General features: G+C 64.8%; 18 protein-coding genes and 1 tRNA gene. 3 read left to right on the top strand and 16 right to left on the bottom strand.

What is annotated here, in order from left to right; genetic code table 11:
* The first annotated feature begins 108 nt into the window (after positions 1 to 108).
* Entirely contained in the window at positions 109 to 2,409 is a 2,301-nt protein-coding gene (locus tag SMD10_RS13925) for an NADP-dependent malic enzyme (protein ID WP_331686312.1), read from the top strand.
* A gap of 79 nt (positions 2,410 to 2,488) precedes the next feature.
* Here SMD10_RS13925 and gltX read toward each other — a convergent pair whose 3' ends face one another.
* Genes gltX through SMD10_RS13910 form a run of 3 tightly spaced genes read right to left on the bottom strand, consistent with a single transcriptional unit; the run spans position 2,489 to position 5,463 of the window.
* Positions 2,489 to 3,862, bottom strand: coding sequence for a glutamate--tRNA ligase (gene gltX, locus SMD10_RS13920; protein ID WP_331686311.1), 1,374 nt, complete (start codon positions 3,860 to 3,862; stop codon positions 2,489 to 2,491).
* Positions 3,863 to 3,885: 23 nt separating this feature from the next.
* A complete protein-coding gene (locus tag SMD10_RS13915) occupies positions 3,886 to 5,124 on the bottom strand; it encodes an MFS transporter (RefSeq protein ID WP_331686310.1) in 1,239 nt (412 codons plus the stop codon).
* Between the two features lie 48 nt (positions 5,125 to 5,172).
* Complete coding sequence (locus SMD10_RS13910; protein WP_331686309.1) at positions 5,173 to 5,463, bottom strand: hypothetical protein; 291 nt, start codon at positions 5,461 to 5,463, stop codon at positions 5,173 to 5,175.
* Positions 5,464 to 5,831: 368 nt separating this feature from the next.
* Here SMD10_RS13910 and SMD10_RS13905 point away from each other — a divergent pair, with 368 nt between their 5' ends.
* Positions 5,832 to 6,509, top strand: a complete 678-nt coding sequence (locus SMD10_RS13905; protein ID WP_331686308.1) for a DedA family protein — start codon at positions 5,832 to 5,834, stop codon at positions 6,507 to 6,509.
* A gap of 9 nt (positions 6,510 to 6,518) precedes the next feature.
* On the opposite strand, the gene SMD10_RS13900 is transcribed toward SMD10_RS13905, so the two are convergent.
* From SMD10_RS13900 to rpiA, 7 genes are all read right to left on the bottom strand, one after another.
* Positions 6,519 to 7,313 (bottom strand): DODA-type extradiol aromatic ring-opening family dioxygenase, encoded by a 795-nt coding sequence (locus SMD10_RS13900; protein ID WP_331686307.1) that lies wholly within the window; start codon positions 7,311 to 7,313, stop codon positions 6,519 to 6,521.
* A 209-nt stretch (positions 7,314 to 7,522) separates the two neighbouring features.
* Entirely contained in the window at positions 7,523 to 8,899 is a 1,377-nt protein-coding gene (locus tag SMD10_RS13895; protein WP_331686306.1) for a class II 3-deoxy-7-phosphoheptulonate synthase, read from the bottom strand.
* A gap of 233 nt (positions 8,900 to 9,132) precedes the next feature.
* Positions 9,133 to 9,258: a hypothetical protein gene (locus tag SMD10_RS13890; protein ID WP_331686305.1), complete on the bottom strand. Its 126-nt coding sequence runs from the start codon at positions 9,256 to 9,258 to the stop codon at positions 9,133 to 9,135.
* 462 nt (positions 9,259 to 9,720) lie between these two features.
* Entirely contained in the window at positions 9,721 to 10,353 is a 633-nt protein-coding gene (locus tag SMD10_RS13885; RefSeq protein ID WP_331686304.1) for a gamma-glutamylcyclotransferase family protein, read from the bottom strand.
* Positions 10,354 to 10,408: 55 nt separating this feature from the next.
* The gene (gene gor / locus SMD10_RS13880; RefSeq protein WP_331686303.1) at positions 10,409 to 11,809 is read right to left on the bottom strand and encodes a glutathione-disulfide reductase; all 1,401 of its coding nucleotides are present in this window, start codon (positions 11,807 to 11,809) and stop codon (positions 10,409 to 10,411) included.
* A gap of 68 nt (positions 11,810 to 11,877) precedes the next feature.
* Positions 11,878 to 12,411 (bottom strand): DUF2059 domain-containing protein, encoded by a 534-nt coding sequence (locus SMD10_RS13875; RefSeq protein ID WP_331686302.1) that lies wholly within the window; start codon positions 12,409 to 12,411, stop codon positions 11,878 to 11,880.
* Between the two features lie 98 nt (positions 12,412 to 12,509).
* Positions 12,510 to 13,202, bottom strand: a complete 693-nt coding sequence (rpiA, locus tag SMD10_RS13870) for a ribose-5-phosphate isomerase RpiA (protein ID WP_331686301.1) — start codon at positions 13,200 to 13,202, stop codon at positions 12,510 to 12,512.
* A gap of 63 nt (positions 13,203 to 13,265) precedes the next feature.
* Here rpiA and SMD10_RS13865 point away from each other — a divergent pair, with 63 nt between their 5' ends.
* A complete protein-coding gene (locus SMD10_RS13865; protein WP_331686300.1) occupies positions 13,266 to 13,418 on the top strand; it encodes a hypothetical protein in 153 nt (50 codons plus the stop codon).
* Here the strand turns inward: SMD10_RS13865 and SMD10_RS13860 are convergent.
* The 6 genes from SMD10_RS13860 to SMD10_RS13835 form a co-directional block, all read right to left on the bottom strand.
* Positions 13,389 to 13,463, bottom strand: a tRNA-Val gene (locus SMD10_RS13860). The genes SMD10_RS13865 and SMD10_RS13860 overlap by 30 nt on opposite strands.
* Before the next feature lie 138 nt (positions 13,464 to 13,601).
* Entirely contained in the window at positions 13,602 to 15,092 is a 1,491-nt protein-coding gene (locus SMD10_RS13855) for a tagaturonate reductase (RefSeq protein ID WP_331686299.1), read from the bottom strand.
* A 464-nt stretch (positions 15,093 to 15,556) separates the two neighbouring features.
* Positions 15,557 to 15,874, bottom strand: a complete 318-nt coding sequence (locus SMD10_RS13850; protein WP_331686298.1) for an NAD-binding protein — start codon at positions 15,872 to 15,874, stop codon at positions 15,557 to 15,559.
* A 16-nt stretch (positions 15,875 to 15,890) separates the two neighbouring features.
* Entirely contained in the window at positions 15,891 to 18,005 is a 2,115-nt protein-coding gene (locus tag SMD10_RS13845) for a beta-galactosidase (protein ID WP_331686297.1), read from the bottom strand.
* A 124-nt stretch (positions 18,006 to 18,129) separates the two neighbouring features.
* Positions 18,130 to 18,906, bottom strand: coding sequence for a hydroxypyruvate isomerase (hyi, locus tag SMD10_RS13840; RefSeq protein ID WP_331686296.1), 777 nt, complete (start codon positions 18,904 to 18,906; stop codon positions 18,130 to 18,132).
* An 11-nt stretch (positions 18,907 to 18,917) separates the two neighbouring features.
* A complete protein-coding gene (locus tag SMD10_RS13835; RefSeq protein ID WP_432757242.1) occupies positions 18,918 to 20,648 on the bottom strand; it encodes an ABC transporter ATP-binding protein in 1,731 nt (576 codons plus the stop codon).
* Position 20,649 lies beyond the last annotated feature (1 nt).

Below are 20,649 nucleotides of genomic sequence, written 5' to 3'. Positions count from 1 at the left end.
CGCCCGCGGTTGGGCTAAAAGAATAAGGGAGACTCCGCCTGGAGTCGGGCTCGGTGTGCCTTGCGGAGGACAGCAATTGGCACCGCGCGAGCGGGAGAGGGAAATTCCATGTCTACGACCGACAAAAGCAGCCCGTCGAAAGGCGGCGATCTGAACCAGCAGGCGCTTTTCTACCATCGCTATCCCGGTCCCGGAAAGCTGGCCATCCGGGCCACCAAGCCGCTCGGAAACCAGCGCGATCTCGCCCTCGCCTATTCGCCGGGTGTCGCCGCCCCCTGTCTGGCGATTGCCGACGATCCGTCGCTGGCCGCCGATTACACCAGCCGCTCCAACCTCGTCGCCGTCATCTCCAACGGCAGCGCCGTGCTCGGCCTCGGCAATATCGGTCCTCTCGCCGGCAAGCCGGTGATGGAGGGCAAGGCGGTTCTGTTCAAGAAGTTCGCCGACATCGACGTTTTCGACATAGAGATCGACGCGCCGGACATCGATCGCATGGTCGAGGTCATCTCGGCGCTGGAGCCGACCTTCGGCGGCATCAACCTCGAGGACATCAAGGCGCCCGAATGCTTCGAGGTCGAGAAGCGGCTGGTCGAACGCATGGGCATCCCGATCTTCCACGACGACCAGCACGGCACTGCGATCATCGTGGCGGCCGCCATCCGCAATGCACTCATGCTCGCCGAAAAGAAGCTGGAAGAGGTCAAGATCGTCGCCTCGGGCGCCGGCGCCTCCGCGATCGCCTGCCTCAACCTTCTGGTCGCGCTCGGCGCTCGCAAGGAAAATATCCTCGTCTGCGATTCCAAGGGCGTCGTCTACGAAGGCCGCCCCGGCGAGATGCACTATTCCAAGGCCTTCTATGCCCGCCCGACCGAGGCGCGCACGCTGAGCGACGCGATGGAGGGCGCCGACATCTTCCTCGGCCTTTCGAAGGCCGGCGCGCTGAAGCCCGATATGGTCGCCAAGATGGCGGATCGGCCGTTGATCATGGCCCTCGCCAACCCCACGCCGGAGATCATGCCGGACGAGGCGCGCGCCGTGCGCGAGGACGCCATGATCTGCACCGGCCGCTCGGACTTCCCGAACCAGGTCAACAACGTGCTGTGCTTCCCCTTCATGTTCCGCGGCGCGCTGGATTGCGGCGCCACGGCCATCAACGAGGAGATGAAGAAGGCCGCCGTCGACGCGATCGCGGCGCTGGCGCGCGAGGAGGTTTCGGAGGCGGCGGCCCAGGCCTATGGCTCCGAGACGCCGATTTTCGGCCCGACTTATCTCATTCCGACGCCGTTCGACCCCCGGCTGATCCTGAAGATCGCCCCCGCCGTCGCCAAGGCGGCCGCGGACTCGGGCGTCGCCACCCGGCCGATCACCGATTTCGAGGCCTACACCGAAAAGCTCAACCGCTTCATCTTCCGGTCGCAGCTGATGATGAAGCCGGTCTTCCAGATCGCGCGCAATTCCGGCAAGCGGATCGTCTTCTCCGACGGCGAGGACGAGCGCGTTCTGCGGGCAACACAGACGATCCTCGAAGAATCGATCGGCCAGCCGATCCTGATCGGGCGTCCCAGCGTCATTGCCGCACGCATCGAGCGCTATGGTCTCAGAATCCGTCCGAAGGACGATTTCGAGATCATCAACCCCGAGGACGACCCGCGCTATCGCGAATATGTCGACCACTACTTCGCCAAGGTCGGCCGCAAGGGAGTGCATCCCGACACGGCTCGAACCCTGGTGCGCACCAACACCACGGTGATCGGTGCCATCGCCGTCTCGCGCGGCGAGGCCGATGCGCTGCTGTGCGGCCTCGAAGGCCAGTTCTCCGGCCATGTCCGCGACATCATCCAGGTCCTCGGCGCGGCCGACGGGACCCGGAAATTTGCCGCCATGAGCGCGTTGATCGCACAGCAGGGCACGAAGTTTTTCCTCGATACCTACGTCCAGCGCGATCCGAGCGCCGAAGATCTCGCCGAGATGACGGTCCACGCCGCAACGGCCATTCGGCGTTTCGGCATCGAGCCGAAGGTGGCGTTGATCTCGCATTCCAACTTCGGCAGCGACGACACCTGCCAGACGCGCAAGCTGAGCGATGCGCTCGCATTGATCCGCGCGCAGGCCCCGGACCTCGAGATCGACGGCGAGATGCATGGCGATGCCGCACTGTCGGAGCCGCTGCGCCGCCGCCTGATGCCCGACACCACGTTGACCGGCGAGGCCAACCTGCTGGTCTTCCCGAATCTCGATGCGGCGAACATCACGCTCACGGTAGTGCAGGCCATGACCGACGCCCTGCATGTCGGCCCCGTGCTCTTGGGCCCGGCCAAGCCGGCTCACATCCTGGCGCCATCCGTCACGGGCCGCGGCATCGTCAACATGGCGGCGATCGCGGTGGCAGAAGCCGTCGAGCGCAAGTAACGGCACGAGGCTAAGGCCTGTTTAGGCAGCAGGCCTTAGCCTCGGGCTTTCCCGTCCAGCGTTTCGGCGGCCAGACGGGCTATGGGTGACGGGCGAGCGCCCGCTGCCGTCCGATCAGTGGCAGCAGATCCTTGAGCTCTGGCCCGTGGTCGAGGCCGGTCAAGGCCATGCGCAGCGGCATGAACAGTGCCTTGCCCTTGCGCCCGGTCGCCGCTTTGACGCGGCCTGTCCACTCGCTCCAGACACCGGCGTCCCAGGGGTCCTCGGGCAGCAAGGCGAAGGCCTCCTGCAGGAAGGCGGTGTCGTCGGCGTCGAAATCCGGTCGCTGCGCGAGTTCGCCAAAAACGATGCCGCGCCAGGACGCGGCGTCGGCGACCTTGGCGCAGTTCGCGCGCACGGCCAGCCAGAACGCTTCGGCCTCACCGTCCGGCACGTCGATCGCCCGCAGCCGTTCGGCCACGGCAGCGTAGTCGAGCGCATGCACGATGTCGCTATTGAGCCGATCGAGTTCGGCCGGATCGAATTTCGAGGCCCCGCCGGAAATCGCCTCGAAGTCCACACGCCGCGCCAGGGCTTCGAGATCCGGCAAGGCCTCGATCGCCCCGGAGAGTCCGACCTGGACGGCGAGCGAGGCCACCGCCATCGGCTCGTAGCCCTGCTCGCGCAGCGTTCCGAGCGACAGCGCGCCCGACCGTTTGGACAGACCCTCGCCGTCGACGGTGGTGAGCAGATTGTGATGTCCGAACGCGGGCACGGCGAGGCCGAGCGCCCGGAAGATGGCGATCTGAACGCCGGTGTTCGTCACGTGGTCGTCGCCACGGATGACGTGGCTGACGCCCAAATCGCCGTCGTCGACGATCGAAGGCAGCGTGTAGAGATAGCTGCCGTCGGCGCGTACCAGGACGGGATCAGAGAGCGAGGCGAGATCGACCGTCTGCGGCCCGCGCACGAGATCTTCCCAGACGATCTCCGTGCGCACCGGTGCAAAGACGTCGTCACCGAAATTGGGCAGCAGAAACCGCCAATGCGGCTGGCGTCCCTCCGCCTCGAAGGCGGCCTTTTCCGCCTCCGTCAGCCGCAACGCCTCGCGTCCGTAGATGGGCGGCAGCCCGCGCACGCGCCGGCGTCGACGCCGTGCGTCCAGCTCTTCCGGCGTTTCGTAACAGGGGTAGAGAACGCCGGCTGCCTTCAGTCGCTCGACTGCAGCATCGTAAAGGGTGATCCGTCGCGACTGGTACTCGATCCGGTCCGGTTCGATGCCGATCCAGCCGAGATCGCGAAGGATCGCATCGGAATATTCTTGCCGCGAACGCGCCTGGTCGGTGTCGTCGTAGCGCAGAATGAAAGTCCCGCCCCTCGCCTTGGCGAACAGCCAATTGAACAGCGCGGGCCGAAGATTGCCGATGTGAAGATAGCCGGTGGGAGACGGCGCGAAGCGGACGGTGACGGTCATGCGCCTCCCTACTCCGGTTCGCCTCAGCCTGGCAATTCCATCGCTTCGATCATGCGACGATCCCGGTAGCGGCGTGAGACCAGGACCATCGCGCCGGCGGCGGCAAAGGCGTAGACGCCCATCGCTGCGAGCTGCAATGGATAGGAAACGCCGATGTCGATGAGCCAGCCGGTGAGCCCCGGTCCGAGCGCGGTGGCGAAGACCATCATGGCGACCACCACCGAACGAATCGATCCGAGTTCGCGCGTGCCGTAGATCTCCGGCCAGAGCGCGCCGATCAGCGTCGAGGAGAAGCCGAAGCTGATGCCGAGCAGCATCATGAACAGGGGGATGGTCCAGGCCTGATCGAGCCAGGCGATCGCAAAGCAGGCGAGCCCGAGAGGCAGGAGAAAGGTCGGCAGCAGGCGGATCGCCGTGAACCGGTCGATCAGCCAACCCGCGGTGAGCGTGGTCACCACCGTCGTGGCGGACATCACCACGAACGCGCCGGCGAAGATGCCCAGCGGCCAACCCCGCAGTTCAGTCAGATAGACCTGATGAAAAAAGATCGTCGTGGCCACGAAAGGCGGCGCCAGCACACCCGAGCAGAGCACATAGAAGTTCGGATCGCGCAGGACCTCGGCGCGCGTCCAGTCTCGTCCGGCCCGTTGTCTCGTCGGCACGACATCGCCCGCCGGATTGCGCTCGACCTTCAGAAGCATGACGCCCAGCGGCAGCGCCAGAACGAGGAGCAGCGCCGCGCAGGCGAACCAGCCGCCGCGCCAGCCAAGGGCTCCGGCGGCCACCACGAACAGGAACGGAAAGATGCCCTCGCCCACCTGCTGGCCGAGCGTGACGAGCGACACGGCGCGGCCCCGGTTGGCCGCGAACCATCGCCCGGTCGAGGTCAACGCCGTCTGCGTCATCATGCCCTGGCCGAACAGGCGCAGAAGGTAGAGCGCGAGAACCAGCATAACCGCGCCGCCGGCAAATCCCATGAGAATCGTCGCGACCGCCAGCATCAGCATCGTGCCCGCCGCCACGATGGCCGCCGGATAGCGGTCCATGACGCGTCCGAGCACCGGCAGCGTCAGCGCGCTGCCGAGCGTCGCCAGCATGTAAAGCGCGCCGAAGCCGCCGTTGGAGAGATCGAAGGCGCGGCGGATTTCGCCGCTGGACAGCGAAATGAAGTAGGTCTGGCCGAAGGACGAAAACAGCGTGAGCAGAAAACCGCCGGCCAGCCAGCGGAAATTGTCCGCCAGGAAGCGCAGGAATGAAGGCATCGAAAGACTCCCGATCGGCGTCGGCCCCGCACTGAGGAGGAGTGTGTCTCAGAGCGCTATGGCGATGGCCTCGCCTGTGGCGAGGCGCCAGCCAAAGAGGACGAGGCCGGCCGACAAGAGAACGACCGCAATATAGAGCTGGCGCGCGGCAAGGCGACGTTCCGGCTCGTTGTCGGCGCCGAAGCCGCCGGCCTTGGTGATGCGCTGCCACAGGCCGCGCCCATGCTTCTGTCCGCCGTCCATGAGACGACGCAGGACCAGACCGCATCGCAAGAGAAACAGCAATCCCAGCACCAGGCAGAGAGTGGCGACCGAATCGGGAGACGGCGTTTCGAACATTGGGCGGCTCAAATCCAGAACGGTGGCATGGTCTCTGCCTCCCATAGCCGAATGGCGTGGCGGCGTCGTCCCGGAAACCCAATTGAATGGACGACCGAACGGTTTTCGCCGCAACGCCTCATGTTCGGCGCAGTCGCGTGTCAAAGCTGTTGGCATCGGGGCGTGAGACCCCATATGACGGTCACGGGAGTTCTTTCGTCAGAAACGCAAGGTTGACCGTCCCCGGTACCGAAGGTTCGCGCCCAAGCGGCGAAGCGACCTCCATTAACCGGATCGGGGCGGCAGACCTTGCATTCCGCCGAAAGGCGAGTATCGGCATTCAGGCGTTTGGCAGCCGCGGCTGCCGGGAATGACCGCGCGGAGACAGCGTGTACGAGATCCTCCAGCTTATCAGCCAGTTCGGACCCATCATCGTCTTCGCCGGCACCTTCCTGGAGGGCGAGGTCTTCGCGATCATCGGCGGCTTCCTGGCTTATCGCAGCGTTTATCCGTTCGAGTTCATGGTCGGCCTCGCCTTTATCGGCTCGTTCCTCGGCGACCTCGCGGTCTTCCTCTTTGCGCGATTCTTTTCCGGCCACCGCTGGGTGGCGAGATGGAAGGCGCGGCCGAAATTCTCCAGGGCGCTGCGTCTCGTGGAGCGCTATCAGGCTTTCTTCGTCATCGTGAACCGCTATATCTACGGCTTGCGGGTGCCCGGACTGATCGCGCTCGGAATGTCGCGCATCAGCATCGTTCGTTTTGCGCTTCTGAACTTCGTCGGCGCGGCGCTGTGGGCCGGCATCTTCACGACCATCGGCTACGTCTTCGGCTATTCGATCGGAACCGTGTTCAGCCATCTGGAGCTGATGGAGCGCGGGGTCGGCATCACGCTTGGCGTCATCGCCGTCGCGCTTGCCGCCTGGTTCGCCTGGCGGCAGTGGGGCCCGGCTCTCATCCGGCGGTCCTGGTGGAACAACCGCAAGACCGGTCCCCGATTGCTGCCGCTCAAAGCCATTTCGGCGGGCCGCCGCGAGCCTCCGGGCCACGACGTGAATTCCGACGACTAGCATTCGTTTCTAGTCGAAGGCAAAGGCATCCATGAAAAGGGCGCCGAAGTCGCGGCTGGTGTGCAGACGCCTTGCGTTCGCCTTCGCTCCGGCCGCGCCCCAAGCGACGAACAGCGGCATCAGATGCTCGTCGCTCGGATGGTTCTGGACCGCGAACGGTGCCTGGGCACGATAGTCCATGGCTGCCGCTAGGTCATGCGCCAGGATCCGATCCGTCATCCAATCCGCAAAGGCCGAAACCCATGCCGGCGTCTCGGCCTCGCGGCGGCCGCTGCGGATGTTGCCGAAGGCCTCGCGCAGATTGTGGGTGAACGAGCCCGATCCCACCAGCAGGACGTCCCGATCGCGCAGAAATGCCAGCGCCTCGCCGAGCCGAACGTGATGCTCCGGACCGCCCTGAGGATCGACCGACACCTGCACGACCGGAATATCGGCCGCGGGATAGGCGAGGCTCAACGGGATCCATGTACCATGATCGAAGCCGCGACCGGCCAGGCCTGCGGCGTCGAAGCCGGCGGCGCGGAGATGCGTCAGGATCTCGCCGGCCAGCGCCGGGTTTCCCGGCGCTTCATAGCGCATCTCGTAGAGCCGAGGATCGAAACCGCCGAAGTCGTGGATGGTCTCCGGCTGCGCGTCGACGGTGACCGAGGGACGGCCGCTTTCGAAATGAGCGGAAGCAACGACGATGGCGGCGGGGCGCGGCCGATGATCGGCGAGCATTCTCAAGAACGCCGTTGCCGGCGTTTCGGCGATGGCGATGTCGGGCGAGCCGTGGGAGAGAAACAGAGTGGGAAGCCGGGCCATGAGGGAACTCCTTTACCCTCAAAAATAGGCCCTCCGATCCCTCCCCATTAGTCGGGCGATGGGCGAACGGGGTGTTCACCGTCATCGCGATCACGGAGCGTCGACGCCATCAGCCCTATCGTGAAAAGCAAAGGGCGGCGCGTCTTGGTCGAGCGCGCCGCCCTTTCCGGTCGTTCGTTGTCGGCCCGAAGCCTGAGCTTCCGCCGCGCCTAGAAATTGGCAGCCTGGCGGCTCGATGCCGTTCGGTGGCTCTTCAAGAGCTCGGCCACCAGGAAAGCCAGCTCAAGCGCCTGGCTGGCGTTGAGCCGCGGATCGCAATGGGTGTGGTAGCGGTCGGACAGATCGTCGGCCGACAGCGCGTGAGCCCCTCCGGTGCACTCGGTCACGTCGTTGCCGGTCATTTCCACATGAAGGCCACCGGGATGCGTGCCCTCGGCCTGATGGACGTCGAAGAAACCCTTGACCTCGGCCAGGATTCGGTCGAACGGCCGCGTCTTGAAGCGGTTGAGGGTGATCGTATTGCCGTGCATCGGATCGCACGACCAGACCACCTTGCGCCCTTCCCTCTCGACGGCGCGGATCAGCTTCGGCAGATGGCTTTCCACCTTGTCGTGACCGAAGCGCGTGATCAGCGTCATCCGTCCGGCCTGGTTCGCAGGGTTGAGCCTGTCGAGCAGACGCAGCAGATCGTCGGGGGCCAGCGACGGCCCGCATTTGAGGCCGAGTGGGTTCTTCACGCCACGGCAATATTCGACATGCGCGTGGTCGAGCTGGCGCGTCCGGTCGCCGATCCAGATCATGTGGCCGGAGGTGGCATACCAGTCACCGGACGTGGAATCGACGCGTGTCAGAGCCTCTTCGTAGCCCAGCAACAGCGCCTCGTGACTGGTGAAGAAATCGGTCTCGCGCAGCGGCGTGTGAGCGTCGGAGGTGATGCCGATCGCCCGCATGAAACTCATCGTCTCCGAGATCCGGTCCGCCAATTCGCGATAGCGGGTGACCTGGGGACTGTCGGAGAGAAAACCGAGCATCCAAGTGTGCACGTTCTCCAGGTTGGCGTAGCCGCCCTGGGCGAATGCGCGCAGCAGATTCAAGGTCGCCGCCGCCTGCCGGTATGCCATTTCCTGGCGTTCCGGATTGGGGACGCGCGACGCCTCGTCGAAGTCGATGCCGTTGATGATGTCGCCGCGATAAGACGGCAGTTCCACACCGTCGCGAGATTCGCTGCCGGACGAGCGCGGCTTGGCGAACTGGCCGGCGATGCGCCCCACCTTCACCACCGGGGACGCCGCCGCGAACGTCATCACCACGGCCATCTGCAGGAAGACGCGGAAGAAGTCGCGGATGTTGTCGGCCCCGTGCTCGGCAAAGGACTCCGCACAATCGCCGCCCTGAAGCAGGAAGGCCTTGCCCTCCGCCACCGCCGCCAGAGCGCGCGACAATTTGCGTGCCTCTCCGGCAAAAACCAGCGGCGGATAACTCGCAAGCCGCTTTTCGACGCTTTCCAGCGCAGCCGGATCGGGATAGTCGGGCGCCTGCTGGATCGGCTTGTCGCGCCAACTCCTCGGCGTCCAGTCCTTGGCCATGACGGTCTCCCCAGGATGCTGTGCCTCAAGGGCCGCCGCGGATCGTTCACCCGCGCCGGCTTGAAGGCATCATCGGTTTTTTGGTGGCTTATAGGGGCTGCGCGACGGCTTGTCACCTGATAGGTCGGGGAGACCTTCGTGGCACCGATTTTTCCGGCAAATCAGCCAGTTGAAAAGCAAACGCCCCGCCGAAGCGGGGCGTCTGAGTGCTTGCTCGCAGGTACGAAAGGCGCCTAGTTGGCGCGCTGTACCGAAGCCGTCCCGGACCGTTCGACCTGAACGGTCTTACCGGCCAAAGCCGCCTTGGTCAGGATGGCGCGATGCTCGGGAGAAAGTTTCACGACTTCGCTGCTCTGCATGGCTTGCCTCCTTTGGCGAACATTCGATGTCGTAAGAATGCGTTAGCACCTGAAAGGTTGCAAGCTTAGCCCAGATAATTGTGCGACATTTTCGTCTATTGACAATCTAGTATTCCAGATCGGCTTTCTACAGGAAAATCATCAGGATAGTTGCCATTCCGCAGCCACCATACCAAAGCGTTGCGCCCATGACATGGCACGTATGCACCCATTGCAGATAAGAACAGTCCCATTCGCCTCGGGCGGCTCATTTCGTCGTTACGGCAGCTTTATTGTATGCAGCAGACATCGGGCCGGAAAGCTACTTCCCCGGCAAAGAAGAAGAGGTACAGCCGAGTCCGATAGCTGATATCCGCACTGGCGATCGCATGACTGAAGGCGCTGACGGAAGCCGGGCCTTGCCAAGACCGCCCGGCGTTCCGCCCTTTCCATTCGGCTGATCGTGGACGGCCTGGGGTAGGCCTATGCGGCGCTGACGAACGTCGCTCCACGATCTTGGACCAGCGCATCGAAGAGTTCGCCTTCTTGCGCTCCAATCTCGACCGAACGCGGGTAGAGGGGCGCGGCGCGATCGCACAGAACCTTTGCTTCGAAGCCTTCCGTCTCATCCACGAAGCGCCGGACGCCGTCCTCTCCATAGAGGGCGAGGAAGCCCTGCAGCACCGCGTCGAGGTAGGACTGAAGGATCCGGCAATCCAGGTCGGCAGCATCCGGCTCGTTGCGATTGGCCTCGTAGATGAAAAGCGGCACATCGGGCGCAGGCAGCGCTTCGATGTCGACGGCGGCCGGATCGACGCGGCGCCGCGTATAGCCGGCTTCCCGCTCGTCGACGGCGGGCAGGTGGTCGGCCCGATCGTAGACGACCACACCTTGGGTCACGTGGTCGCCGTCCGGCTTGACCGAAAGCAGCGCCACAGGCGGGACACCGCGCGGCAGCCAGAACCGGCGCCAGCCGCGAACACTCGCTCTCCGGATGCCCAGGAACTTCGTGCGCAGCGTCCGCCGGTTCACCAGCGAGCCATAGCCGAAATAGGCCACCACGTCTCCAGCCGCGATCAGGCCGTCGAAGTCAGGATGATCGTCGTGAATGAGCATGGGAACGTCAGGAACCAGTTCGTCCAGGGGAACTCGGAGCGGACGGCGCCGCGCCTCACGTCTCGACCCGCTCGCCATCCTTCAGCCGATAGCTCGGCTCGTACATGGTCACAATCTCCTCGGCCGCCGTCGGATGCACCGCCATGGTCGCGTCGAACTGCTCTTTCGTCAGCCGACCCTTCACCGCGATGCCCAAAATCTGGCTCATCTCGCCGGCGTCAGGACCGAGAATATGGGCTCCGATCACCCGCCGGCTCGCAGCATCGACCACGAGCTTGATCAGCATGGTCTCGTCGCGTCCGGACAGCGTGTTCTTCATCGGACGAAAACTCGTCCGATAGATCTCGATCTCGGGATAGGCCTTTGCAGCGGCGGCCTCGGTCAGTCCCACCGTGCCGATCTCCGGCTGCGAGAACACCGCCGTCGGAACGCTGTCGTAGTCCGGCTTCGTCGGCTTGCCGCCGAACACCGTGTCGACGAAGCACATGGCCTCGTGGATCGCCACCGGCGTCAGCTGCATGCGATGCGTAACGTCGCCGACGGCCCAGATGTTGTCAGCACTGGTCTTGGAATAGTCGTCGACCATCACCGCACCGCGCGGATCGAGTTCGACGCCCGCCTTGTCGCAGCCGAGATCCTCGGTGTTGGCCTTGCGGCCAATGGCCAGCATCACCTCGTCCGCATCGACGATATCGCCGCCCGCCAGGTGCGCCTCGAAGCGGCCGTCCGGCTTTTGGACGACCTCCCGGAAGGTGTCCTCACAGCGAATGTGCACGCCCTTTTTCTTCATGGCCTGGTGCAGCGCGTGGCGAAGGTCGTCGTCGAAGCCTTGCAGGATCTCCTTGCCGCGGTAGACGAGCGTCGTTTCGACCCCCAGCCCGAGGAAGATGTTGGCAAACTCGACGGCGATATAACCGCCACCGAGGATCGCCACTGCCTTGGGCAGGCGGTGCATGTGGAAGGCTTCGTTGGAGGTGATGCAGTGCTCGGCGCCCGGCAGCCCCGGATGCGGATTGGCACGGCTGCCGGTGGCGATGAGAATCTTGTCGGCCGTCACCACCTTGCCGGTCTCCAGGATGCGGATCTCGTGCGGTCCCTCGAGAACGGCACGCGAGCCGAGCAGCATCACGCCGGCCTTTTCGAGGTTGGAGCGATAGATCCGCTCCAGGCGGTCAATCTCGTTGTCCTTGGCGGCGACCAGCGCGCTCCAGTCGAACCGCCGCTTGCCGACGCTCCAGCCGTAACCGGCGGCATCCTCGAAGGATTCGGCGAATTGCGAGGCATAGACGAACAGCTTCTTGGGCACGCAGCCGCGGATGACGCAGGTGCCGCCGTATCGGTATTCCTCGGCGATCGCCACCCGATGGCCGAGCATCGCCGCCCGCCGGGCCGCCCTGACGCCGCCAGAGCCGCCACCGATTACGAAAAGGTCGAAGTCGTAGGTTGTTTCCGCCACGCCGCCTCCATGGCTCGGCCCACGCGGCGTGGAGACTCCCGCAGACCGTGGTTTGAGGTCATGTCCGTCTATTGCGAAGACTGTGCGCCTTGATCCGCATTGCCGCTGGCCATGCTCTCGACACCTTCGGTCGTCGCCTTCTGCAGATCGCGAACGATGCCGTTCGTCCAAACCTCGGCGGCCTGCATCATCTCGCGGGTAGCGATCGGCCCTTCTTCGAGCAGCTTCTTGCCGGCTTCGGAGTTATAGAACTCTGCGATCGTGCGCAGTTCCTCCTCACTGAAGAGCTTGGCATAGACCCGCGCCACCTCGTTTTCCAGGTCGGCGCGGCGCGGCGCCAGCTCGAGCGCCTTCTCGTCGACCATATCGGAGATCTGGCTCTGCAGATCGGGATGGCGCGAAATGAGATTGCCCTTGATCTGGGTCGCGGCGTTCATCAGGATCACGTCGAAGCGGTCCGTGGCGTGGATCGCCGTGATCGCCTGCTTGGCGGCTGCGATTTGAGCGTCGCTGGCATCCTGTGCGTAGAGCGGCGTTGCCGAACTCAAGGCGAGCGCGACGGTGGCAAAGGCGACGCGGCGCATCGTTTTGCGGACAGGCATTCGAGAATCTCCATCGTTCGGACGTGAAGCGGTGCCGGTTGCACTATCGAATCGGCAGGTCACTTCGCAAGTGAGACGCGAGCGATCACCGTTGAAGACTATGAGCCGAGGACCTCGATGCCTTGCTCGCCGGCAACGATCGCGGCTGTGGCAAGTCCGAGAAACAGTCCATGCTCGACGATGCCCGGGATGTCGTGAAGAACGCTGGACAATGCGTCTGGATCGGGAATGCGGCCAAAAGATGCGTCCAGGATCAAGTGGCCGCCGTCGGTGACGAAGTGTTCGCCATTCTTTTTGCGCAGGACGATGTCGCATTGAGTGAGCCCGAGCCGGGAGGCCACGGCCTCCACGGCCAGGCGCGTCGCGGTGAGCCCGAAGCCGTCGACCTCGATCGGCAAGGGAAACGCACCCAGCGTGTCCACGCGCTTCGAGGCGTCTGCGATGACGATCATCCGCGCCGAGGCGGCCGCGACGATCTTCTCGCGCAGCAGCGAACCGCCACCGCCCTTGATCAGGCGCAGACAAGGATCGATCTCGTCGGCCCCGTCGACGGTCAGGTCGAGACGCGGCGTTTCGTCGAGCGTCGAAAGGGGGATGCCCAGCTCCATGCAGAGTTCGGCCGAGCGGCGCGAGGTCGGAACTCCCAGGATCGACAGGCCGGATGCCACGCGCTCACCGAGCGCCCGGATGAAGTATTCGGCGGTCGACCCGGTGCCGATCCCCAGCTTCATACCCGGTTCGACCCGCTGCGCCGCACCGCGCGCAGCCATATCCTTCAGATCGACCGACATGCAAACCTCCTGCCCTCCCCATCGATGCCGCCCACGATCTAGCTGTGAATCGAGGCGCTGTCGATGAAAAGCCGCAACCATGCACCGGCATCTCACGATGCCGAGGTCGCGGGCTTCCAGCAATCGTTGGTAATCGGCGCGGCCCATAGGGCTGTCTCGTCCGACAGCAGTGCGGCAGCTAAAAAATGGTGGGCGCGACAGGGATTGAACCTGTGACCCCTACGGTGTGAACGTAGTGCTCTCCCGCTGAGCTACGCGCCCGACCGGAGCGGCGCCGAAGCGCCGCCGGGGGTGACGGCGATATAAGGCCTGCCGGTCTATGCCGTCAACCGCTGCGTTGCGGCTTGTCGGGATAGGTGGTGGAAAGCAGCGTCGGCCCGCCGATCCGGATCGTGCTGCTCATTGCCAGGGCCGTCCCGATGAGGCTTTCTCAATAAAAGCGGCGAGGCGGGAGAAGCTGAAGGGTCCCTCGGTCAGGTAGCGGAAATCCTCCGCCACGGCTGCGCGCAGCTTCGGATCGTCGATCGACCGGCCCCAGAAGGCGGCCTCACCGAGGTAGGCCGCGACCATCTTGTCCAGGCCGTCCGCCGTGCCGTCGTCGAGCGCACCGATCTCGCGGATACGGTTGACGATGACGTCTGCATCGCGCGGCGGCAGTTTCTCGGCTCCCTCGAACTGCCCGAGATAGAACGCCAGCCACGCGGCGAGCGCCAGCGTGTTGAGCGGCGCCGGCTTGCCGAATTTCTCCTGATACGCCACCAGGCGATCGAGATTGCGCGTCTGATACTTGACGATGCCGTTGAGGCTGATGTCGTACCAGAGGTGCCGGATATAGGGGTTGCGGAAGCGCCGCAGCACGGCGGCCGCGAAGGCCTCCAACTCCTCCTTCGGCAAAGTCAGGAAGGGGATCACTTCCTCGTTCAGCAGCCGATCCAAAAAGCGGGCGCCGGCTTCGTCGGTCACGGCCTCGCCGACCGTCTCCACGCCGGCCAGCAGCGCCAGGGCGCAGAGTCCCGTATGCGCGCCGTTGAGGATCGCCACCTTGCGCGCCTTGTAGGGCGTTGCATCCTCGACAACGATCGTGCCCTCGTCGTACTCGGCGAGCGGCAGGCGCAGTTCGGGCATGCCCGGCTTCTTTTCGATGACGAAGAAGTGGAACAGTTCGGCGGCGGCCATGAACTTGTCTTCATAGCCGAGGTCCTTCTGCAACGCTTCGGCCTCGGCGCGCGGATAGCCCGGCACGATGCGGTCGACCAGCGTATTGTAGAAGGCGTTGGCCGTCTCCACCCATTCGATGAAGGCCGGCTCCAGCCCCCATTCCCTGGCATGCTGCAGCACGATGCGGCGCAGCTCATCGCCATTGTGATCGATCAACTCGCAGGCGATCATCTGCAGGCCGGCGTCGGCCTGGCCGTCGAACGCTTTCCAACGCTCGTGCAGGAAGCGCGTCATCTTGCCCGGGAACGACGCCTGCGGTGCGTCGTCGTATTGGACCGTTGGCACATAGGCGATACCGGCGTCCGTGGTGTTGGAGATGACGACGGTGATGGCCTCGTCACGGGCCAGGGCGAGCACTCCGGCCCAGTCGTCGTGCGAGGACTTCTCCTCGCGCACGCAGGCGATCTTGCGCGCTTCCGATACCGGCTCGCCATCGTCGTTCACGCCGCGAGACAAAACGGTATAGACGCCCTCCTGCTCGTTCAGCGTAAACGGCAGTCCGCCTGCGATCGGCCGCACCACGACGACGCCCCAATCGCTTCCGGCCGCCTCGTTCAGCCGGTCGATCTTCCAATCGACGAAGGCGCGCAAAAAATTGCCCTCGCCCCATTGCAAGATCCGCGGCGTCGGACGCGAACGGCCGTCCAGGAAGCTGCCGTCGAGACGCTTCATGATACTCTCCATGATGATCGAACGAACGTGTTCCGATCATTAGAGGGTCACGAAGACACTGGCAACATATTCGTATCCTAGTATATCGCTTTGCGGCGGCAGCTGAGATATCGGCCGATATCGCTGATCACATCCGTTCGCAGGGACCGGTCGTCTGCGATCCGTCACGCGGCTATGCGCAGGCACCCTCGCCCCCGCGTTGGATCCCGCATCAGAGGGGTTCGCCGCCCGCGATCCAGCCTTTGCGTCGCTGAACGCTATGGCCGCTTTGTCCTTTTGGCGATCGAAATTCCGACGGTCCTGGATCCTCGGGCTCCGTCCCGAAGATGACGCCCCCAAAAGCCGATGCCGTGGGGGCGGCAGCCCGATGGGTCGCCAGGCAGGTGGTCGCCCGCCAGGATGCCCGGCGCAGCGCCGCTGCACCCCGCCCGGCCGCCGCGCAATTCGCGCCGACCCGGCCGCCCCTATCGGCGCACCTCGACCTTGGCTAGCTTCTCGTAGTGGCGCGCCACCGCGCTGTGGTCGCTCTCGCCCTCGCCGTCGACCTTGAGCGCCTGCATGATCTCCATGATCCCCGCCGACAGCGGCACCGGCACGTGCAGCGCATGCGCCGTGTCGAGCGCGTTCTGCAGGTCCTTGACGTGCAGGTCGATGCGGAACCCCGGCTTGAAGTTGCCCACGAGGATCATCGGCACCTTGGCGTTCATCACCGTCGAGCCGGCGAGCCCGCCCTTGATCGCGTCGAACACCGCTTCCTGCGAAACCCCCGCCTTGGTCGCCAACGTGCCTCGGACGCCGTCATCGCGGTTCGACTTCCAGGATCAGCGCGTCGCGGGCGGGCACGCAGAACCGCCGACCGTCGAAAACCGCGCCCTCTTCCGCCCAGTGCACCCGGCCCGGCACAACGGCATTCTGCGAACCGAACAACGCGAGATGTCCGGTCTGAAGCTGCCGTGTCGGATTGATGAACCAGAGGAACGTCCGCCCCTCCTCCCGATGCACCCGGATCTGGACCTGCGGATTGTTGGTCTGCACGTGCTGGATCTTGCCGGCATAGGCGGCGCATTCGGCGAAGAAGCGCCGGTTCGCCGGTTCGCTCGACCGATAGTAGCCGACCGACGGATGGGTGCCGACGAGCAGCGTGCGTCCCTTGCCGAAGGAATTGGCGACCACGGCCAGGCGGCCGTCGTCGAACCAGCCATAGGGCGTCCCCCCGGCACAGCGGTAGGCCTGCAGGAAGCCGCCGCCGCGCACGGACAGGCCATCCATGTTGAAACGGATGCGGTCGCGGATATCGGGCATGAACTCGACGTGGTCCTCTCGTGCGCCGAACACCGCATCCAGTCCGAGATTGGGCTGGACGGTGCCGACTCTGCCGCGATCGCCGAAATAGCCGGGACAGGCCTCGGCGATCAGCGTGCCGCCGGCCTCGACCCAATCGGCCAGCTTCTTCGCCCGCGCGGCGGTCAGCATGATCGGATAGGGGAAGTAGAGCACATCATGGCCGTCGATGTCGTCGGCGTGTACCCAGTCCGCCTGGAAGCCATTGTCGAAGAAGCCGCGATAGGCGCCCCACATGGCGGCGGCGTAGGTGTCGTATTTGCCCTCGTAGCTGAGCAGATAGTCCCACTCCTGGACCTCCGGCACCACGAGGATGCCGATCTCGCCGCGGATCGGCCGGGCGGCGAAAAGCGGCTTCTGCTCCGGCGCGTTGGCCCACTTCGCCAGATCGCTCGCCATGTCGGACCGCGAGGTGCGCGAGCCGTCCATGTCGTAGGAGCCGAAGGCGCCGAACAGCGGACCGTCGAGCAGCGGCCGATAGCGCAGGTTCAGCACTCCCCGAGCGCCGCCGGCGAATGACGTCATCGTCCAGACCCGGATATCCTCCGGCTCTGGAATGCGCCCGTCCTCCTTGTCGCGTCCGACGACCTGCGGCTGCATCCACAACGGTCCTCCCTGCCGCTCGGCATGCCAGAACGGCTTGCCGCGCGCCGCCGCGCGATTGAGGTCGGCGGCATACCAGCTTCGCCAGGGCTGGTTGCCCTTGCGCGCCTGAATCCAGGTATAGCCGTAGACCTGCACCTTGGAGGCGGCGCGCCAGTCGTCGCAGCCGCGTGCCGCCATATCCGGAATGGCGCCGCCGACGCCGTGGGCGGCGATCAGGCAATCCGGATCCACCGCCCGGATCGCGTCGATCCGCCATTGCATCTGGTCATAGAAGTTGTCGCGCTTGAACTGCAGCCAGTCGAGACATTCCGGATAGGGCGCGGTCTGGTGCGGCGGCTCGATATCCTCCCACTCGGCATAGGAATAGCGATACCAGGCCTTAGCCAAGGTCTCGAGCGAGCCGTATTTCGCCTTGAGCCAGTCGCGGAACGCCGCCGCGGTAAAGGCGCTGTAGTCGATGCGGGGCGAGTAGTTGCACTCGTTCCAGACGTCGTAGCCGAGCAGGCCGGGATGGCCCTTGTAGCGCTCCGCCATCGTCGTCAGAAAGGTTTTCGCCGCCTCCCAAGCCTCCGGACAGTTGAAGGTGAGAAGCCCCCCGCCGCCGCTTTCGGAAAAGCCGCCGGTTGCGGCCGACACGCCCATGATCGAGGCCGCCGGTCGGCCATCCGCATACCGCTGCCGCGCCTGTGCGAACTTGCGCAAAGCCCAGTCGGGCGCCGTATGGGTTAGCTCCGCGACGATCGTCTTGATACCGTTGGCGGCGGCGAGATCGAGCTGACGGTCGTACTCCTCCCAGTCATAGACGCCCGGCGCCCGCTCGATGGCGCTCCACATGAACCAGTGGCGAAAGACGTTGAGCCCGTCCTCAGCGGCGATGCCGTAGTCGCGCTCCCAGTCCTCTCGCGGCGGATTTGACTTGCGGAAATAGACCGCGCCGAAAGGCACCTGGAGTTCGGTCTTGCTCATGGTCCTGTCGTGCTCCTCGGCACAGCCTTGCTTGCCCCGTGCCGACCGTGCGGCCCGGTCCTAAATCGTCGTTGGCGTGGCGATGCTTCGGCCGGAGAGACGCGGTCCGGCTGATCGGCGTCGCTCAGTGATAAGGTTTCATCCAGCCGACTCCGGCCGTGGTCGTGCCGGCGGGCTTGTATTCGCAACCGATGAAGCCGTCGTAGCCGAGCCGGTCGAGCTCGGCGAAGACGAAGGGGTAGTTGATCTCGCCCGTGCCTGGCTCGTGCCGGCCCGGGTTGTCGGCGAGCTGGATGTGCGCAATCCGGTTCTGCAGCCGCTGGAAGGTCGGGATCAGATCGCCCTGCATCACCTGGGTGTGGTAGATGTCGTATTGGATGAACAGATTGTCCGAGCCGCACGCCTCCAGGATCGCTTCCGCATGGTCGGTATGCGAGACGAAAAAGCCGGGGATGTCGCGCAGGTTGATCGGTTCGAGCAGCAGTTTGATCCCGGCCTGCGCCAGCCGAGGCGCCGCGAACTTCAAATTGGCGACGAGAACCTCTTCGAGCTTCTTCGGATCGCTGTCCTTCGGCGTGATCCCCGCCAGACAGTTGATCTTGGCGCAGCCCAGCGCCTTGCCATAGGCGATCGCCCTTCCGACACCGTCACGAAATTCATCCACGCGGTCCGGCAGGCAGCCGATACCCCGCTCTCCGCCGGCCCAGTCGCCGGCGGGCAGATTGAACAGCGCCTGGACGAGACCGTTCGCCCGCAGCGCCTCGGCGACATCCTCGGCCGACTGTTCGTAGGGGCTGACATATTCGACGGCCGGAAAGCCGCCCCCGGCGGCAGCCGCGAAGCGGTCGATGAAGGCGAACTCGGTGTAGAGCATCGACAGATTGGCGGCGAATTTGGGCACCAGACCCCTCCTCAGGCAACGAATTTCGTACGGTGCAGCATGCGCTTGTTGCGCGGATCGGCATGGGGGACGGCCGAGATCAGGCTCTGCGTGTAAGGCTCCTGCGGGTGGTCGCAGATCTGTTGGACGCTCCCCAACTCGACGATCTTGCCGCGATGCATGACGGCCACCCGGTCGCAGAAGTACCGAACGACCGAAATGTCGTGCGAGATGAAGATGCAGCTCAGGTTGAGGCGCTTCTGGACATCCAGCAGCAGGTCCAGGATCTGCGCCCGGATCGAAACGTCGAGTGCCGAGGTCGCCTCGTCGGCGATGATGATCTTCGGGTCGAGCGCGAGCGCACGGGCGATGCCGATACGCTGGCGCTGGCCGCCGGAAAAGGCATGCGGATAGCGTTCCATGGTCGCCGGATCGAGGCCGACGAGTTCCATCAGATCGGCCACCTTCTCTTCCAGCACGCGGCCGCGGGCGAGGCCCGAGACGAAGATCGGATCGCCGACGATCTGCTTGACCGTCATGCGCGGATTGAGCGAGGCGAACGGATCCTGAAACACCAGCCGGACCTGCCGGCGGTAATCCATCAACCGACGTTTCGTCATCGCGGTGACGTCTTCGTCGCGCTCCGGCTCCGGGCGGAAGACGACGCGGCCGGCGGTCGGCTCGACGACGCGCAGTACTAGGCGGCCGAGCGTCGTCTTGCCCGAACCGCTTTCGCCGACGATGCCGAGGTTCTCGCCTTCCAGAAGGTCGAAATTCGCCGCCGCCACGGCCGTCAGTTGGTCGTCGTGCTTTCCAAGCCAACTGCACGCGGCGCCATAGACCTTGGTGAGGTCGCGCACCGACAGGATGGCTCGGCGTTCCGGTTGCAGCGCGGCGGCGGATCGCCCACCCTGCCCCAGCTTGACGGTCGAGTTCAGAAGCTGCCGCGTATAGGGGTTCTTCGCATTGTAGAAAATGTCGTCGACCGTCCCATGTTCGACGATCCGGCCGAAGCGCATCACGGCCACCTCGTCGGCCACCTCGGCGACGATCCCGAGATCGTGGGTGATCAGCAGCATCGCCATGCCGCGCGACGCCTGCAGGCGCTTGACGAGATCCATGATCTCAGCCTGGGTGGTGACGTCGAGCGCCGTCGTCGGCTCGTCGGCGATCAGGATGTCGGGATCGCAGGCGAGCGCCATCGCGATCATCGCTCGCTGCCGCATTCCGCCGGAGAACTCGAAGGTGTAGCGGTCGACCATCTGCTCGGGATTGATGATCTCGACCTGGCGCAGGAGCTCGATCGCCTCCTGTCTCGCCGCGCGCTTGTCGAGCTTGCGGTGCAGCCGCAGCGCCTCGATGATCTGCGCCCCGATGGTGCGCACCGGCGAGAGCGAGCTCATCGGCTCCTGAAAGATCAGGCCGATCCGGCCGCCGCGGACCGCACGGATCTCGCGACTGTTGGTGCCGAGCTCGCTGATCTCGATCGATTGCCCTCGGGTGTTGAGCTGGATGCGCCCGCTGCTGACCACCGCCTGCTTGTCGATGATGCGCAAGAGCGCCCGCGCCGTCACCGACTTGCCGGAGCCGCTTTCGCCGACCAGACAAAGAGTGCGGCCGGGATAGAGGTCGAAGGAAACGTTGCGGACCGCGTGCAGGATGTGCGTGCGCAGGTGGAAGTCGATGCTGAGATTCTCGACCCTCAGCACCGGTTCGCTGGAGCTCGCCATCGGCTCGGCCGTGGTTTCGAAGGTTTGCGTCATC

It is taken from the genome of Consotaella aegiceratis (assembly GCF_036541425.1).
GTDB classification, from domain to species: domain Bacteria; phylum Pseudomonadota; class Alphaproteobacteria; order Rhizobiales; family Rhizobiaceae; genus Consotaella; species Consotaella aegiceratis.
Note: the sequence above shows the minus strand (reverse complement) of the source record. Positions and strands in the feature narration are given on the sequence as shown.

Excerpts from the sequence above, each read along its gene's own strand:
- SMD10_RS13900 (WP_331686307.1), bottom strand. The coding sequence starts at position 7,313 with ATGGCCCGGCTTCCCACTCTGTTTCTCTCCCACGGCTCGCCCGACATC.
- SMD10_RS13890 (WP_331686305.1), bottom strand. The coding sequence starts at position 9,258 with ATGCAGAGCAGCGAAGTCGTGAAACTTTCTCCCGAGCATCGCGCCATC.
- SMD10_RS13895 (WP_331686306.1), bottom strand. The coding sequence starts at position 8,899 with ATGGCCAAGGACTGGACGCCGAGGAGTTGGCGCGACAAGCCGATCCAG.
- SMD10_RS13885 (WP_331686304.1), bottom strand. The coding sequence starts at position 10,353 with ATGCTCATTCACGACGATCATCCTGACTTCGACGGCCTGATCGCGGCT.
- SMD10_RS13845 (WP_331686297.1), bottom strand. The coding sequence starts at position 18,005 with ATGAGCAAGACCGAACTCCAGGTGCCTTTCGGCGCGGTCTATTTCCGC.
- SMD10_RS13835 (WP_432757242.1), bottom strand. The coding sequence starts at position 20,648 with ATGACGCAAACCTTCGAAACCACGGCCGAGCCGATGGCGAGCTCCAGC.
- SMD10_RS13865 (WP_331686300.1), top strand. The coding sequence starts at position 13,266 with ATGAAAAGCCGCAACCATGCACCGGCATCTCACGATGCCGAGGTCGCG.
- SMD10_RS13855 (WP_331686299.1), bottom strand. The coding sequence starts at position 15,092 with ATGAAGCGTCTCGACGGCAGCTTCCTGGACGGCCGTTCGCGTCCGACG.
- SMD10_RS13910 (WP_331686309.1), bottom strand. The coding sequence starts at position 5,463 with ATGTTCGAAACGCCGTCTCCCGATTCGGTCGCCACTCTCTGCCTGGTG.
- rpiA (WP_331686301.1), bottom strand. The coding sequence starts at position 13,202 with ATGTCGGTCGATCTGAAGGATATGGCTGCGCGCGGTGCGGCGCAGCGG.
- SMD10_RS13925 (WP_331686312.1), top strand. The coding sequence starts at position 109 with ATGTCTACGACCGACAAAAGCAGCCCGTCGAAAGGCGGCGATCTGAAC.
- SMD10_RS13915 (WP_331686310.1), bottom strand. The coding sequence starts at position 5,124 with ATGCCTTCATTCCTGCGCTTCCTGGCGGACAATTTCCGCTGGCTGGCC.
- gltX (WP_331686311.1), bottom strand. The coding sequence starts at position 3,862 with ATGACCGTCACCGTCCGCTTCGCGCCGTCTCCCACCGGCTATCTTCAC.
- SMD10_RS13875 (WP_331686302.1), bottom strand. The coding sequence starts at position 12,411 with ATGCCTGTCCGCAAAACGATGCGCCGCGTCGCCTTTGCCACCGTCGCG.